This is a genomic window from Streptomyces sp. CB02923 (assembly GCF_001905005.1).
Lineage (GTDB): Bacteria > Actinomycetota > Actinomycetes > Streptomycetales > Streptomycetaceae > Streptomyces.
Genome location: NZ_LWKZ01000027.1, coordinates 193,683 through 209,754, shown reverse-complemented (window position 1 = coordinate 209,754; position 16,072 = coordinate 193,683). Strand labels below are relative to the sequence as shown.

General features: G+C 73.6%; 13 protein-coding genes. 9 read left to right on the top strand and 4 right to left on the bottom strand.

The genetic code is table 11. The features are described from left to right. The first annotated feature begins 100 nt into the window (after positions 1-100). On the top strand, positions 101-802 hold the full coding sequence (locus tag A6A06_RS35765; protein WP_073767580.1) for a B3/B4 domain-containing protein: 702 nt from the start codon (positions 101-103) through the stop codon (positions 800-802). A gap of 70 nt (positions 803-872) precedes the next feature. On the opposite strand, the gene A6A06_RS35760 is transcribed toward A6A06_RS35765, so the two are convergent. After that, positions 873-1,586, bottom strand: a complete 714-nt coding sequence (locus A6A06_RS35760; RefSeq protein ID WP_073767578.1) for a lysophospholipid acyltransferase family protein — start codon at positions 1,584-1,586, stop codon at positions 873-875. A 332-nt stretch (positions 1,587-1,918) separates the two neighbouring features. Here A6A06_RS35760 and A6A06_RS35755 point away from each other — a divergent pair, with 332 nt between their 5' ends. The 6 genes from A6A06_RS35755 to A6A06_RS35730 all read left to right on the top strand — a co-directional run bounded on the left by A6A06_RS35755 (position 1,919) and on the right by A6A06_RS35730 (position 6,613). Beyond that, entirely contained in the window at positions 1,919-2,251 is a 333-nt protein-coding gene (locus A6A06_RS35755; RefSeq protein WP_073767576.1) for a thioredoxin family protein, read from the top strand. Positions 2,252-2,461: 210 nt separating this feature from the next. Continuing rightward, positions 2,462-2,986: a flavin reductase family protein gene (locus tag A6A06_RS35750; RefSeq protein WP_073768324.1), complete on the top strand. Its 525-nt coding sequence runs from the start codon at positions 2,462-2,464 to the stop codon at positions 2,984-2,986. Between the two features lie 262 nt (positions 2,987-3,248). Next, positions 3,249-4,037: an electron transfer flavoprotein subunit beta/FixA family protein gene (locus tag A6A06_RS35745; RefSeq protein ID WP_073767574.1), complete on the top strand. Its 789-nt coding sequence runs from the start codon at positions 3,249-3,251 to the stop codon at positions 4,035-4,037. A gap of 57 nt (positions 4,038-4,094) precedes the next feature. Further along, positions 4,095-5,057, top strand: coding sequence for an electron transfer flavoprotein subunit alpha/FixB family protein (locus A6A06_RS35740; RefSeq protein ID WP_073767572.1), 963 nt, complete (start codon positions 4,095-4,097; stop codon positions 5,055-5,057). A gap of 210 nt (positions 5,058-5,267) precedes the next feature. Beyond that, positions 5,268-5,759 (top strand): ATP-binding protein, encoded by a 492-nt coding sequence (locus A6A06_RS35735; RefSeq protein WP_079194595.1) that lies wholly within the window; start codon positions 5,268-5,270, stop codon positions 5,757-5,759. Then, positions 5,759-6,613, top strand: a complete 855-nt coding sequence (locus A6A06_RS35730) for an RNA polymerase sigma factor SigF (RefSeq protein WP_073768320.1) — start codon at positions 5,759-5,761, stop codon at positions 6,611-6,613. Before A6A06_RS35735 ends, A6A06_RS35730 begins: the two co-directional genes overlap by 1 nt. A 19-nt stretch (positions 6,614-6,632) precedes the next feature. Here the strand turns inward: A6A06_RS35730 and A6A06_RS35725 are convergent, their stop codons facing one another. The 3 genes from A6A06_RS35725 to A6A06_RS35715 all read right to left on the bottom strand — a co-directional run bounded on the left by A6A06_RS35725 (position 6,633) and on the right by A6A06_RS35715 (position 12,008). Continuing rightward, the gene (locus tag A6A06_RS35725) at positions 6,633-7,298 is read right to left on the bottom strand and encodes a hypothetical protein (protein WP_073767570.1); all 666 of its coding nucleotides are present in this window, start codon (positions 7,296-7,298) and stop codon (positions 6,633-6,635) included. Between the two features lie 184 nt (positions 7,299-7,482). Then, on the bottom strand, positions 7,483-8,001 hold the full coding sequence (locus A6A06_RS35720) for a DinB family protein (RefSeq protein WP_073768318.1): 519 nt from the start codon (positions 7,999-8,001) through the stop codon (positions 7,483-7,485). Between the two features lie 74 nt (positions 8,002-8,075). Continuing rightward, on the bottom strand, positions 8,076-12,008 hold the full coding sequence (locus A6A06_RS35715; protein WP_073767568.1) for an nSTAND1 domain-containing NTPase: 3,933 nt from the start codon (positions 12,006-12,008) through the stop codon (positions 8,076-8,078). 248 nt (positions 12,009-12,256) lie between these two features. Here A6A06_RS35715 and A6A06_RS35710 point away from each other — a divergent pair, with 248 nt between their 5' ends. Then, complete coding sequence (locus A6A06_RS35710; RefSeq protein WP_073767566.1) at positions 12,257-13,540, top strand: DUF6986 family protein; 1,284 nt, start codon at positions 12,257-12,259, stop codon at positions 13,538-13,540. A gap of 355 nt (positions 13,541-13,895) precedes the next feature. Next, on the top strand, positions 13,896-16,070 hold the full coding sequence (helR, locus tag A6A06_RS35705; RefSeq protein WP_073767564.1) for an RNA polymerase recycling motor ATPase HelR: 2,175 nt from the start codon (positions 13,896-13,898) through the stop codon (positions 16,068-16,070). The last annotated feature ends 2 nt before the right edge of the window (positions 16,071-16,072 follow it).

Here is a 16,072-nt window from a genome sequence, read left to right as displayed (position 1 = left end):
CGCGTCCCGCTGTGCTGCAATGCCTCCGGAAGGCCGACGACCGGCCGCACCTATGGCAGCTGCTCCCCACCGCACCAGCGATCCCCGAGGCACGCCGAACATGACTTTCCCCCTGCACGTCTCCGACGAGGTACGCGCCCTCGCGCCCGGCTTCGGCCATGTCGCCGTCGAGGCGTACGGTCTGACCAACGGCCCCAGCGACGAGGCCGGCTCGGCCCTGCTCGACGCCGCGGCCCGACGGCTCGCGGAGCGGCTGGACGGCCGGGCCCCGCAGGACGATCCGCACATCGCCGCCTGGCGCGCCGCGTACACCGCCTTCGGCACCAAGCCGTCCCGTACCCGCAACTCGGCCGAAGCGCTGGCCAAGCGCGCCCTCGCGGACGGCGGCCTGCCCCGCATCAACCGCCTCGTCGACCTCTACAACGCCATCAGCGTCGCCCACCTGATCCCCGTCGGCGGTGAGGACCTGGACCACATCCGGGGAGGCATGCGGCTCGTACGGGCCACCGGCGCGGAACCGTTCGTGACCGCGGCCGGCGGCGAGCAGGTCGTCGAACACCCGGAGCCCGGCGAGGTGGTGTGGTGCGACGACGAGGGCGTGACCTGCCGCCGCTGGAACTGGCGCCAGGGCGTACGGACGCGGCTCACCGACTCCTCCGTGAACGCGCTGTTCCTGCTGGAGCGGATGGCGCCGATGACCGCCGCCGAACTGACCGCCGCGGCCGCCGAACTCGCCGAAGCGCTGGCGAAGACCTGCCCCGACGCCCGCATCGAGGTGCGGGAGCCGCGGTTCTTCGACTGAGCCGCGCCGCGGCGGCCACCTGGACGCCGCGGCCGCGCCGTCCCTCCGGAAGCCGCCGGGACGGCAGGACTCAGGCCGTCGCCCCGGGGGCGGGAGCCGTGCCGCCGAGGTGCGCGGGGACCCACCAGGTGTCCTCCGGGCCCTTGGGACGCACCGGGTACGCGCGCTGCGCCGCCTCCAGCAGGTCCTGCACGCGGGACCGCAGCCGGTCGGTGATCTTCTCCGCCTGCTCGTCCGGCGAGGCCTCGACCGGCTCGCCGATCCGGATGGTGACGGGGAAGTGGTTGCGGCCCAGGTCCCGCTTGTGCCCCTTGGTCCACAGCCGCTGAGTGCCCCACAGGGCCATCGGCAGCAGCGGTACGCCCGCCTCCTGCGCCAGCCGGGCCGCGCCCGACTTGAAGGTCTTCAGCGTGAAGGACTCCGAGATCGTCGCCTCCGGGAAGACGCCGATGATCTCGCCGCCGCGCAGCGCGCTGAGCGCGTGCCGGTAGGCGTGCACGCCCTGCGTGCGGTCCACCGGGATGTGCTTCATCGCGCGCATCAGCGGCCCCGACACCTTGTGCCGGAAGACCGACTCCTTCGCCATGAAGCGCACCAGGCGCTTGGCGGGACGGGCGGCCAGACCGCAGAAGATGAAGTCGAGATAGCCGATGTGGTTGCTCACCAGTACCGCGCCGCCGCGCCGGGGGATGTGGTCGGCCCCGGCGATGTCGAACTTCAGGTCGAGCGCCTTGAACGCCGTACGGGCGGCGCCGATGACGGGCGGATAGACGAGCTCTGCCATGTCGGGGGACCCCTTTTCTGTGCCTGGGGAGGGTTCTCCCGGCGAAGAAGTTACGCAGCCGTAAGTATGCGGCTTTCGGGAGATCGTGCCCGATCGGAGGCCCTGCGGCTACCGTACGGGACCCCGCTGCCGGGAGATTCTCATCACGTGCCGGTCACACCGTCCAGTTGCCCTCCGCAGCAGAAGGTACACCTGGCGCGCGCAGGCGGCGGGAATGAATCCGGCCCCGCGGACGCTGCACCCGTCGACGACAGGACCGATGGAGCGCGACGCCGTGCCCGTGGCAGCGGGCTTCCGGCATGCCGCGTACCACCGCGACGGGAGGGTGACGGGTGTCAGGGCAGGACGTGGGGACGCGGCTGGGAGCCGCCGAAGTGGGCGCCGGACTGGGGGAGCGGGCCACGCTCGTCCAGTTCTCCAGCGCCTTCTGCCAGCCCTGCCGGGCCACCCGGCGCACCCTGGCCGAGGTGGCGGACATGGTGGACGGAGTGGCCCACGTCGAGATCGACGCGGAGGCGCACCTGGACCTGGTGCGGACCCTGCGCATCGAGCGCACGCCGACGGTGCTGGTGCTCGACCGGGGCGGCGCGGTGGTGCGCCGCGCGGCCGGGCAGCCCCGCAAGGCCGATGTCATCGCCGCCCTGGGGGACGCCGTCCGTGATTGATCTCCCAGAAACCGGGCGTCACTTGACTGCCCGGCACACGCATCGTCAGGGTGACGTCATGCGGTCAGGCCCCTTCCTTCGCGGACGCGCGCACGCGGACCTCCGACGCACCGTCGGCGTGCGCTGTCCCGCCACGTGAGCAGCGACGACTTCGGCTGCGCCGGCGACGGCGCCGCTCCGGCCCGTACACCACGGCAGAAGGACATCTCCATGACGGCACCGGCCGACCTCGGTACGCCCCGTTCCGCCGCCCCCGACCTCCTGCGCTCCGTCTTCCGGCAGCACGCCGCCGGCGTCGCCGTGATCACCGTGCCCGGCGCCCGCCCGGCCGGTTTCACCGCCACCTCCCTGACCTCGGTGGCCGCCGACCCGCCGCTGGTGTCCTTCGGCATCAGCACCGGTTCCTCCAGCTGGCCCGCGGTGTCCGAGGCCGGGCACATCGGCGTCCACATACTCGGCGAGCACCAGCAGGAGCTGGCCGGCACCTTTGCGCGGAGCGGTGCCGACCGCTTCGCCGCCCCGACCTCCTGGCGCCCCGGCCCGCACGGCGTGCCGCTGCTCGACGGTGTGCTGGCCTGGCTGGTCTGCGAGGTGGTGGCCCGGGTGCCCGCCGGTGACCACCGGATCGTGCTCGGCCGGGTCGTCGAGGGCGACCCGGAGGGATATGCCGGGACGGCGGGCCGTAGCCGCCCGCTCCTCTACCACGGGGGCCGCTACAACGCGCTGCGCGACTGAGTCCGCTCCGGCGCGTGCCGCGCGGCCGTCTCAACGCGTCGCGCGGTCCGCCGGTTCCGTGCGCGGGACGCGTCCGCCCCTTCCGTATCCGTTGGCAACGTCACAGTTCAACGGCCTTGCTTCCGGGGAATGGGGTGGATGTACTGGCGAGTAATATTTCGGTCGGCGCGGGGAACCCGTCCGACCGGAAGCCGCCCCAACAGGCGCCTATGCTGCCAGCACAAGGCAGTTCTGAAGAGTCGAAGCAGGTAGGAGAGCCGGCGTGAGCCTGAGGATCGTTGTCTGTGTGAAGTACGTGCCCGACGCCACCGGCGACCGGCACTTCGCCGAGGACCTGACCGTCGACCGCGACGACGTGGACGGCCTGCTCTCGGAGCTCGACGAGTACGCGGTCGAGCAGGCCCTGCAGATCAAGGAAGCCGCCGACGGCGACGCCGAGATCACCGTCCTGACCGTCGGCCCCGAGGACGCGAGCGACGCGCTGCGCAAGGCGCTGTCGATGGGCGCCGACCAGGGCGTGCACGTCGAGGACGACGACCTGCACGGCACCGACGCGCTCGGCACCTCCCTCGTACTTGCCAAGGCCGTCGAGAAGACCGGTTACGACCTGGTCGTCTGCGGCATGGCCTCCACCGACGGCACCATGGGCGTGCTGCCCGCGCTGCTCGCCGAGCGCCTGGGCGTACCGCAGGTGACCCAGCTCTCCGAGGTCTCCGTCGAGGGCGGTGTCGTCAAGGGGCGCCGTGACGGTGACACCGCCACCGAGCTGCTGGAGGCGTCGCTGCCGGCCGTCGTGTCGGTCACCGACCAGTCCGGCGAGGCGCGTTACCCCTCCTTCAAGGGCATCATGGCCGCCAAGAAGAAGAAGGTGGAGTCCCTGGACCTGGACGACCTGGACATCGAGGCGGACGAGGTCGGTCTGGAGGGCGCCTGGACCAAGGTCGACGAGGCGGCCGAGCGTCCCGCCCGCAGCGCGGGCACGATCGTCAAGGACGAGGGCGAGGGCGGCAAGCAGCTCGCCGAGTTCCTCGCGGGCCAGAAGTTCATCTGAGCCCCCGGAATCCCTTCCGCACCACCGCCCTCACTTTTCCCGCAGGAGAGCAATCCCATGGCTGAAGTCCTTGTCTACGTCGACCACGTGGACGGTGCCGTCCGCAAGCCCACCCTCGAACTGCTCACCCTCGCCCGCCGCATCGGCGAGCCGGTCGCCGTCCACCTCGGCCCCGGCGCCGACACCGCCGCCACGACGCTCGCCGAGCACGGCGCGGTGAAGGTGCTGGCCGCCGACGCGCCGGAGTTCACCGAGTACCTGGTCGCGCCGAAGGTCGACGCGCTCCAGGCCGCGTACGAGGCCGTCTCCCCGGCCGCCGTGCTGCTGCCGTCCTCCGCCGAGGGCAAGGAGATCGGCGCCCGCCTCGCGGTCCGCATCGGCTCCGGCATCATCACCGACGCCGTCGACCTGGAGGCCGGCGACGAGGGCCCGGTGGCCACGCAGTCCGTCTTCGCGGCCTCGTACACCACCAAGTCCCGCATCACCAAGGGCACTCCGGTCATCACCGTCAAGCCCAACTCCGCCGCCCCGGAGGCCGCGCCGGCCGCCGGTACGGTCGAGCAGCTCGCGGTGACCGTCGCCGACTCCTCCAAGGGCACCAAGGTCGTCTCGCGCACCCCGCGCGAGTCCACCGGCCGCCCGGACCTGACCGAGGCCGCGATCGTGGTCTCCGGTGGCCGCGGCGTCAACGGCGCCGAGAACTTCCCGGTCATCGAGGCGCTCGCCGACTCGCTCGGCGCGGCCGTCGGCGCCTCGCGCGCCGCGGTGGACGCGGGCTGGTACCCGCACACCAACCAGGTCGGCCAGACCGGCAAGTCCGTCTCGCCGCAGCTGTACATCGCGGCGGGCATCTCCGGCGCGATCCAGCACCGTGCCGGTATGCAGACCTCGAAGACCATCGTCGCCATCAACAAGGACGCCGAGGCGCCGATCTTCGACCTGGTCGACTACGGCGTGGTCGGCGACCTCTTCGAGGTCGTCCCGGCCCTCACCGACGAGGTCAAGGCCCGCAAGGGCTGACCCCGCCGGGCACGGCGGGACCGTGCCGCGCCAGAGACGAGCCCAGGGCCCGTACGCACCCGCGTACGGGCCCTGGGCCTGTCCGGGCGCACGGAGACGTTCGGGGCTTACGTCCCGCACGCGAGGACATAAGCCCCGGGTTCCGGGCCGCCCCGGGGGCACAACGAGGGTGCCGGAACCCGACTGCGGACCGAAGGGAAGACCCGCACGATGTCCCTGCCCGAAGCCCCCGCCGAAGCCCTCACCGGCGCCCCGGCCGTGGCCCCCGTCCGTGCCCCGGCCGAGGCCCCCGTCCGCGCCCTGCGGATGCGCTTGCCGGCGAGCCCCCAGGCCCCCCGCCTGGCCCGCGAGTCGGTCTGCGCCGTCCTGGACCCCGACCGCTACGTGCTCGGTGACGGCCAGACCTGCCTGTCCGAGGTGGTGGCCAACGCCGTACGCCACTCCACCGCGCCCGACATCCCGCTCATGCTGATCGGCGAGGCGGACGGCACGCTCTTCGCGGCGGTCCGGGACACCGCCCGTACGGTACCGATGGCCACCGGCGCCGAGCGCGGGCCGCTGTCCGAGGGCGGCCGGGGCCTGGAGCTCCTGGGGGCGCTCGCGGACGGCTGGGGCTTCGACCGGACACGCACCGGGAAATGGGTGTGGTTCCGCGTGCGCCACCCGCGCTCGGCCGCCGGTGGCGGGCAGGCGGCCGCGTGATGACCGAACTCGTCCCCGTGACGGACCGGCCCGCGGCCGGACCCGCCGGACTGCCCTGGCTGGAGGACGCGGGCGCCGTCACCCCGCAGGACGCCCGCGAGGTGTCCCGGCTCTTCTTCGAACGGCTGGCCACCCTCCCAGAGGACGATCCCGCCCACCGGTACGCGCGCGACTGCCTGGTGGAGATGAACCTGTCCCTGGTGCACTTCGCCGTCCGCAGATTCCGCAGCCGTGCCGACGAGACCGAGGACCTGGTCCAGGTGGGCACCATCGGGCTGATCAAGGCGATCGACCGGTTCGACCTCTCGCGCGAAGTGCCGTTCAGCGCCTTCGCCGTCCCGTACATCGTCGGGGAGATCAAGCGGTACTTCCGGGACACCAGCTGGGCGGTGCACGTCCCCCGCCGCCTCCAGGAACTCCGTATCGACCTCGCCGGAGCACGCGAAAAACTCGCCCACGACCTGAACCGCGCGCCCACCACCGCCGAACTGGCCCAGCACCTGGAAAGGGACCAGGAAGACGTCATCGAAGGGCTGTACGCCGGCAACGGATACTCCGCCGATTCCCTCGACGCCCCACCGGAGGACGGCGACACACACTCGGCGGGCGGCACACTCGCCGCCTACCTGGGAGGCGAGGACCCCGCCCTGGAAAAGGCGGAGAACATCCAGGCACTCAAACCACTCCTGGGCGCCCTGGAAGAACGCGACCGGCAAATCCTCCACCTGCGATTCGTCGCAGAACTGACCCAGACCGAAATCGGCAGAACCCTCGGAATCTCCCAGATGCAGGTCTCCCGCCTCCTGACCCGCATCCTCACGGGCCTGCGGGAGGGGATGGTGGAGGTGGGGTGAGGGGCGGGGGAAGGCGACGCTACTCTTCCAGGGCCTTTTTCAGTTTCGCTGTTTCGGGGCCGCTGTCCTTCGCGGGGATTGCCCAGCGGTGTACCCGGCCCTTGCCGTCGGTGTAGGCCAGGGTGCCGCCGTGCTGGGATTTCGGGAGGTCGAATGTCCGGCTGCGCCATTGGTCGCTGCCGGGTTTTACGGGGCCCGAGCCGTTGAAGCCGTTGGGTGTCACGCTGGTTGCGTTGCCGGTGAGTGTGGTCACGGTCCGGCCGTCCCGGGCGGTCCATCGCCAGCCGCCGTTCGCGGTCGGTGTCGTTTCGGTCGCGGCCACTGCCGTGGTCGAGCGGGCCTTGTAGGCCACGACGGCGTATGTCCCGTTCACGGGGGTTTTGCTCTTGGTGCGGGGTACGTACACGACGCTGGACGGCGTGAGGTCGAGCATCCCGCCGCCGGAGCCGGCCGTGTGCGCGGTCGTGCCGAGACCGGACACCTTGGGGGGCTCGATCTCCGGAACCGCCGGGGTGGCCACGGCGGTGCCCGATGACGTCTGGCCGGATGGCGATTGGGTGGAGGGGGCCTGGGTGGAGGGGGTTTGGGTGGAGGGGGCTCTGTGATCCGGCTCGGTGGTGTCCGAGCAGGCGGTGAGGGGGAGAGTGGTGGCGGCGAACACGGCGAGGATCCGGATGACGCGCATGGCTGCCCCTTGGCGACTGCGCCGCGGTCGGCCCGCCGCGCGGTAACGCAGAAGCGTAGCGCGGGATCCGGTGGGCGGGAGCCGCGCTGGGGGCGAGCGCACTCCGGGGGCGCCCCGCGCCCGTCCGCCCCTGCCGGCCCGTTCGCCCCTGTTAGCCCGTCCGCCCCTGCCGGTCAGTCCGCTCCTACTCGCCTGTTGCCCCGTCGATCCGCTCGCGCAGCAGATCCGCGTGCCCGTTGTGCCGTGCGTACTCCTCGATCATGTGGATGTACACCCACCGGAGGCTGATGATCCGGCCGTCCGTCATCGGGAAGGTGTCGTCCAGGCCGCGGTGCGCCACGGCCTGGTCGGCGGCCTCGCATTCGGCGCGCAGCACCGCCAGCGCCTCCTCGGCCCCGGCGGTGTCGAGCGCCTCGAAGTCCGCGTCCGGCTGTTCCTCGGTGAAGTAGCGGGGGCCGATCTTCTGGCCCGCGACGCGGGTCCGGAACCAGGCGCGTTCCACTTCGGTCATGTGCCGTACGAGGCCGAGCAGCGTCAGGTTGGACGGTTCGGCGCTCGCCCGGACGAGCTGGTCCGGGGTGAGCCCGGCGCACTTGGCCAGCAGGGTGTCGCGGTGCCAGTCCAGCCAGCCCTGGAGCATGACGCGTTCGTCCGCCACGTACGGCTCGGCACGGCGTTCCACTTGAGGTGCGATCCATGTCATGCGGGAGAGTGTCACCCGGCATGATCGGGGAACGCCACGGGTTAAATTCCTCCCGGGCCCGGGACCGCGTGGCGTCATTGCCCGCAGAGTGGGCCAGAGGGGGCATCGGGCAGCAGCTCCCGCCAGCGCGCGGGACCGGTCCTGCCCACCAAGGGGCAGATGCGTCCGGCCACCCGGCCGGAGTCCAGGTCCCACAGGCGTACGGAGCCGTCCGCGCCGGTGCTCGCCAGTGCTCCGCCTTCCGGCGCGTAGGCCACCGACCACACCACGTCGGTGTGCCCGGTCAGCGTCGCGACCTGTGCATGGGCGGCCGTGTCCCAGACGCGTACGGTGCCGTCGAAGCCGGCCGTGGCCAACTGCCGTCCGCGCGGCGCGAACGCGATGCCGCGCACCGACCCCGTGTGGCCGCGCAGCACACCGGTGGCGCGGTGCCGCCGGACGTCCCACAGGCGTACCGTGCGGTCGTTGCCCGCCGAGGCGAGCGTGCGTCCGTCCGCGCTGAAGGCGACCGCCCACACCGCGCCGGTGTGCCCGCGCAGCACGGCGACCGGGCGGTGGGTGGCGGCGTCCCACAGCCGTACCGTACGGTCGTCGCTCACGCTGGCCAGCAGCCGCCCGTCCGGGCTGAACGCCACACCGTTGACGAAGTCGTCGTGGCCGGTCAGGACGGTCGATCCGCCCCGCGCGAGGTTCCACAGCCGTACCGTGCCGTCCTCGCTGGCCCCTGCCAGCCGCTGCCCGTCGGGGGAGAAGGCGACCGCGAACACCGATCCGCGCGACCCCGTGAGGAGTCTCTTGCGGACGCCGCTCGCCGCGTCCCACAGCCGGACCGTCCCGTCGGCGCCGGCCGTCGCGAACGCCCGGCCGTCCGGGCTGTAGGCCAGCCCCCGCACCGGGCCGTGATGGGCGCGCAGCGGCGGCCCCAGCTGCGTACGGGACCGTACGTCCCACCGCTGGACGGAGCCGTCGGTGCCCGCGGCGGCCAGCCGCCGCCCGCCGGGCGCGAAGGCGACGGCGGAACGGCCGGACACCGGACGGGCGGTGAGCGCCGCGCCCGCCGGGTTCCACAAGGTGAGCGTCCGGTCGAAGCTGCCGCTGGCCAGGGTGCGGCCGTCCGGGGAGAAGGCGACGGTGAGCACGTAGTCGCTGTGTCCGGTGAAGGCGGCGACGGTACGGCGGGTGGCGACCTCCCACAGGCGTGCGGAGCCGTCGCCGGAAGCGGACGCGAGGGTGTCGCCGTCGGGGCAGAACGCCAGTGCGTTGATGTCGTCGTTGTGGCCGGTGAGCCGGCCGATGACGGTCATGTCGCGGGTGTCGTACAGCGTCACCGTGCGGTCCGTGCCGCCGACGGCCAGCGTCGCGCTGTCCGGGCTGAAGGCCACGGCCACGGCTCCGTTGCCGTGCCCGGAGCGGTCGGCCAGGACGGTGGGGGAGGAGGGGCGGTCGGCGTCGGGCAGGGCGCTGCCGGGCGCGGACGCGGTCAGGGAGGGCGGCAGCCGCCACACCCGGACCCGGCCGTTGCCGTCGCCGCGGGCCAGCAGGCGCCCGTCCGGGCTGAACGCCACCTTGCCGGAGGCGCCGCCGCCGCGCCCGTGCAGCCGGGCCGTCAGCCGCATCCGGGGCGCGTCCCACAGGGTCACGCTGCCGCCGGGGCCGGTGGCAGCGAGGACCTGCCCGCGGCCCGCGCCGGTACCGGCCCGGCTGCCCGGACCGGCGGGCGCGAAGGCCAACTCGCCGCCCGGACCGTCGCCCGGCACGGTGGTGGCCGGGGCCCGGCGGCCGGTGTCCCGTACCCGTAGCGAACCGTCCGCGGCGCTTGCCGCCAGCAGCCCTCCGTCCGGGCTGAAGGCGACCCCGCGGACGCGCGCCGCGCCCGCCCGGATCGCGGTGCCCAGCGGACGGCGGTTGCGCGGGTCCCACAGGCGGACCGTGCCGTCCGAACTGCCCCCGGCCAGCAGGTGCCCGTCGGGGCTGAAGGCGGCGGCGTTGACCGGCCCCTGATGCCCCGTCAGGCGACCCGCGAACGGCCGGGCCTGGGTGCTGAGCAGCGCGCTGCGGGAGGCGGGGGACGGGCGCAGCCGGTACGCCTCGGCGGCGAGCAGTATGGCCGCCTCGGGCTGACCGGTGGCCACCTGGCCGGATCGGGCGGCCAGTTCACCGGCGTACGCGTCGAGGCGGCCGGACTCCGCCGTACGCCACTGCTGGACCGCCAGCACGCCCGCGCACACGGCGAGGACGAGCAGCACGGCCAGGGTGCCCGCGAGCCTGCGGCGGCGGCGCACCCGGCGGCGCCCGGCCCGCGCCGCGGCCGCCTCGCGCGTCTGCGACGCGTGCAGGAACTCCTCCTCCAGCGGGCTGAGTCCGGCGTCCTCGCCCTGCTGCCCGGCCCATTCGCGGGTCACCGCCAGCCGCGTGCCCCGGTACAGCCCCGCGGCCTCCCGGCCCTCCCGCTTCCACGCCCCGGCCGCCTCGGAGAGCCGCTGGTGGACGACGAGCCCCGCCCGGTCGGCCCGGATCCAGCCGCGCAGCCGCGGCCAGGCCCGCAGCAGCGCCTCGTGGGTGATCTCCACGGTGTCCGCGTCCAGGGTCAGCAGCCGGGCGCGTACGAAGACGTCGATCACGGCGGCGGTCTTCTCCGGGTCCGGCAGGTGCTCCAGCAGACGGCCGTGCGGGACGCGGCGGCGCGTCTCCCCCGCGATCTCGCCGACCTGCACCAGCCGCAGCAGCACCTGCCGCGCGGCCCGCCGTTCGGCCGGGTCCAGTTCGGCGTGCACCCGTTCGGCGGTGGTGGCGACGGCGCCGTGCAGGCCGCCGGTCAGGCGGTAGCCGGCGACGGTGAGGGTGCGGCCGCTGCGCTGCTGCCAGGTGGCGAGCAGGGCGTGCGCCAGCAGGGGCAGCGCTCCTCCGGCCACCGGGCCGTCGTCCTCGTGGATGCCCAGGTCGGACAGGAGCAGCTCTTCGAGGCCCGGTTCCAGTTCCAGTGCGGCCTCCCGCGCGGGCCGGGTGATCGCCGCGCGTACCTCCGGTACGGACATGGGCCGCAGCGCGAAGATCCCGGCGGACAGGGCCGGGGCGAGCGGGGGGTGGTCCAGGCACTGGCCGTAGAAGTCGGCGCGTACGCAGAGGACCACGGCGCACGGGGCGTTCCGGGCGGCCGCGCACAGCGCCGCGACGAACGCCCGCCGCTCATGGGGGTCTTCGCAGGCGGTGAAGACCTCCTCGAACTGGTCGACGACGAGGACCAGGCGCGGGCGGGTGCCGAGAGCGGCGCGGACGGCGGCGGCACACCGTCCGGGCGTTTCGGCCAGGTCTTCGGCGGCGGCGGCGATGGCGGGGGGTGTGGTGGCGGGTGGTGTGGTGGCGGAGGCCGTGGTGGTGGCGTCGGGTGTGGCGGCCGGGGGCCGTGCCGCCGTCGGGCCCGGGGCCGACGGCGGCACGGCCAGCGCCGCGGCCAGTTCGGTGAGCGGGTGCGCGCCGGGCGTCAGGACGCGGACCGGCCAGTGCCGGGAGCCGGGCAGGGCCCCGGCGCGCAGGGCGGGCAGCAGGCCGGCCCGGAGCAGGGAGGACTTTCCGGCGCCGGACGGGGCCGCCACGACCAGCGGACCCGCGGCCTCCAGGCGCTCGGCGAGGCGGCCGACCAGCGCGGCGGTGGCGCGCTCCCGGCCGAAGAACCAGGGGGCGTCCTCGGCGGTGTAGGCGGCGAGCCCCGGGTAGGGGCAGCGGTCGCCGGGGGTGCGGGCGGACAGCAGCCGGGTGAGCGCGCCGTCCGCCGCCAGGGCCGCGTCGCAGCGGCGGGCGACGTCCCCGGTCGGCGGCTTCTCACCGTTCTCGATCTTGCTGAGATAGCCCTTGCTGTAGTGCACCAGCTGCGCCAGGGTCCGGAGGGAGACCTCCTGCTCCCGCCGCAGCCGCCGCAGCGCGTCCCCGAACTCCTCCGGCATACAGCCCCCCCCCACGCCTCGTGCGGGCGGCCGGGCCGCGCACACCGCGCCGGTGATGTTACGCACGGGCGTTCCGTCCCGGCCGGTGAAGGCGTGAGAAGCACCGAAAGGGGTGAAACGGGATCTGCGCAGCGCGGGCGCGCGGCGCGCGCCGTGGGGAACGCTCCCCGTGGAGCGCCCCACCGATCCCGTTCCCGGAGGGTGTTGACCTGCGAACTCGGCCCGGATAACTTCGCTCTACGGATTGTTGATTCCGTAAAGCGGAAAAGGCGGTTGAGCCCACGGGATGGGCGCGAGCACTGGGAGGGTGCCGGATGGGGCAGCACGAGACGGTGGCGACAAGTCTCGGGGACACCGTACGCGAGGGGATCGGAGCCGCTCTCGCGGAGGTCGACGCGGACCTCGCGCGGCGCTACCCGGGAGACCCCGGCACCCGGCAGCCGGTCCACACGGTCTACGTCCCCGGCGACGTCTGCACCGCCGGCACCGTCCGCGCCTGGGGCGACGCGGCCCTCGCCGCGCTCGACGAGCACGCCCCGGACGCCGAGGCGTTCGCCGGTGTCCTGGGGATACCGGACGAACTCGCCGAGCCGGTGTACGAGCGGGTACGGGCCAAGCTGGAGCGCGAGCCCGTCGAGGACCTGCGCATCGACTTCGAGGACGGCTACGGCCCCCGTCCCGACGCCGAGGAGGACGAGGCCGCCGCCCGCGCCGCCGCCCTCGTCGCGGCCGCCTACCGGGACGGCACCGCCGCGCCCTGCATGGGCATCCGCATGAAGTGCATGGAGGCCGCCGTCCGCGACCGCGGCATCCGTACCCTCGACATCTTCCTGACCGGCCTGATGGCGGCCGGCGGCCTCCCGGACGGCCTGGTGCTGACCCTTCCCAAGGTCACCTACGCCGAGCAGGTCACCGCGATGGTGCGGCTGCTGGAAGCGTTCGAGAAGACGCACGGCCTGCCGTCCGGCCGGATCGGGTTCGAGATCCAGATCGAGACCACCCAGTCCATCCTGGGTGCCGACGGCCGCGCCACCGTGGCCCGCATGATCGAGGCCGCCGAGGGCCGTGCCACCTCCCTGCACTACGGCACCTTCGACTACAGCGCCGCCTGCGGCGTCAGCGCCGCCCACCAGTCGCCCGACCACCCGGCGGCCGACCACGCCAAGGCCGTGATGCAGGTCGCCGCCGCCGGCACCGGCGTCCGCCTCTCCGACGGCTCGACCAACGTCCTCCCGGTCGGCGCGACCACCCGGGTCCACGACGCCTGGCGGCTGCACCACGGCCTGGTGCGCCGCTCGCTGGCCCGCGCGTACTACCAGGGCTGGGACATGCACCCGGCCCACCTGCCCACCCGCTACGCCGCCGTCTACACCTTCTACCGCGAGGGCCTGGAGCAGGCCGCGGCCCGGCTGGCCGCGTACGTGGCCAAGGCGGGCGGCGACGTGATGGACGAGCCCGCGACCGCCAAGGCGCTCAGCGGCTATCTGCTGCGGGGCCTGGACTGCGGCGCCGTCGACATCGCGGAGGCCGCCCGCCTGACCGGGCTCACCCGCGCCGACCTCGACGGCCTGGCGGGCCGCACGGCCCGGAACGCCTGACGGCGGACTGCCGGGGGACTGGCGACGCTGCCGGGGGATTGCCGGCGGACGACGGGCTGCCGGCGGACGACAAAAAACAAAGGCAAGGAGCACCCGCTCCTTGCCACTTTCAACTTATAGCGCACAGGGGGGCTTGCGGCAAGGCCCCCGTCATGCCGCAGAATCACTCGCCGAGGCCAGTACCTGCGGAAACGGGAGATTCACGAAGTGCGTGTGTTGTTGTCGGTCCAGGTGGCGTGCGATGACGGGAAGCCGTTGGGGGGACCCGCACCGCGGCCGCGGGCACGCGGCCCCGAGGTACGGATGTGCGCGCAGCCGGACCCCGCAGGCGCGGCCCCGGATCGGAGCTGACGACATGAACTCCCTGACCACCAGCGTCTTCGACCTTCCCGACCGGCTCTCCGCCAAGGCCGACCCCAAGCTGACGGCCGGCGACGAACAGCACTTCGCCGCCATCGCGGAGAGCCTGGAGCGCACGATCGCCGAACTGTCCGAAGCCCTCGACGCCGAGCTGAGGGCGCCCGGCGGCATCGGACGGCAGGCGATGGACCGGGACACGGAGGTGCACCGGCTGAACAAACGCCTGCGTGCCCTGCGCCGCTTCGGCCTGGACCTGTGCCTGGGGCACATGGTCGGCACGGACAGCCCCGAGCCCGTCTACGTCGGACGGCTCGGCCTCACCGACAGCACGGGCCGCCGCCTGCTGGTGGACTGGCGCTCCCCGGCGGCCGAGCCGTTCTTCGGCGCCACCCACGCCGACCCGATGGGGCTGGCGAGCCGCCGCAGGTACCGCTGGACCCGCGGCCGGATCAGCGACTACTGGGACGAGGTGTTCACCGACGACGGGCTCGAAGGCCACGCCGCGCTCGACGACCACTCCGCCTTCGTCGCCAGCCTCGGCAGCAACCGGTCGGACCGGATGCGCGACGTGCTCGCCACCATCCAGGCCGACCAGGACGCCATCATCCGGGCGGGGTCCCGCGGCGCCCTCGTCGTCGACGGCGGCCCGGGTACGGGCAAGACCGTCGTCGCCCTGCACCGCTCCGCCTACCTCCTCTACTCCGACCCCCGCCTCGGTCACCGCCGCGGTGGCGTGCTGTTCGTCGGCCCGCACCAGCCCTACCTGGCCTACGTCGCCGACGTCCTGCCCAGCCTGGGCGAGGAGGGCGTACAGACCTGCACCCTGCGCGACCTCGTCGCCGAGGGAGCCGGAGCGGCCGTCGAGGCCGACCCGGACGTGGCCCTCCTGAAGTCGTCCGCGCACATGGTGAAGGCGATCGAGGCGGCCGTCCGGTTCTACGAGGAGCCGCCCACCGAGGGGATGACGGTCACGACGCCCTGGTCCGACGTCCGGCTGAGCGCCGACGACTGGGCCGAGGCGTTCGAAGCACCGGAACCGGGCACCCCGCACAACGACGCACGCGAGCAGATATGGGAGGAGCTGCTCTCGATCCTGACGGACAAGCACGACGGCGACGTCCCGCCCGCCCTGCTGCGCAAGGCGCTGCACAGCAACAAGGATCTGCTCAGGGCCCTCTACCGCGCGTGGCCGCTGCTCGAAGCGGCCGACCTCGTCGGCGACCTCTGGTCGGTCCCCGCCTACCTGCGGTTGTGCGCTCCCTGGCTCGGCCGCGACGACGCCCGCAAGCTGCGGCGCGCGGACCCGCAGGCCTGGACGGTGTCCGACCTGCCGCTCCTGGACGCGGCACGGCAGCGGCTCGGCGACCCGGAGGCGTCACTGCGCAAGCGCCGGCACAACGCCGCCGTCGCCGCCGAACGCGAGCGCATGGACCGCGTCATCGACACCGTGATCGCCGCCGACGACGACGGTGAAGGGGCGGTGACGATGCTGCACGGACAGGACCTGAAGGACAGCCTGATCGACGAGTCCGCGCTGCCCACCGTCGAACCGGACCTGCTCGCCGGCCCGTTCGCGCACGTCGTCGTGGACGAGGCGCAGGAACTGACCGACGCGGAGTGGCAGATGCTGCTGCTCCGCTGCCCGTCCCGGAGCTTCACCATCGTCGGGGACCGGGCCCAGGCCAGGCACGGCTTCACCGAGTCGTGGCGGGAGCGGCTCGAACGGATCGGGCTCGACCGGGTCGACGTGGCGTCCCTGAACATCAACTACCGGACGCCGGAAGAGGTCATGGCGGAAGCCGAGCCGGTCATCCGGACCGCGCTCCCGGACGCCAACGTGCCGGCCTCCCTCCGCAGCAGCGGCGTCCCCGTCGTCCACGGGCCGGTCACGGACCGGGACGCGATCCTCGACGCCTGGCTCACCGCGCACGACGACGGGATCGCCTGCGTCATCGGCGACCCCGCGTTCCGGGCGACGCCCCGCGTCCGGTCGCTGACGCCGGAGCTGTCGAAGGGGCTGGAGTTCGACCTGGTCGTCCTCGTCGACCCGGAGAAGTTCGGCGCGGGCATCGAAGGCACCGTCGACCGCTACGTCGCGATGACCAGGGCGACCCAGCAGCTCGTCGTCCTCACCAGCTCGCACGTCCAGCACTCCGGCGCGATGTCGTGATC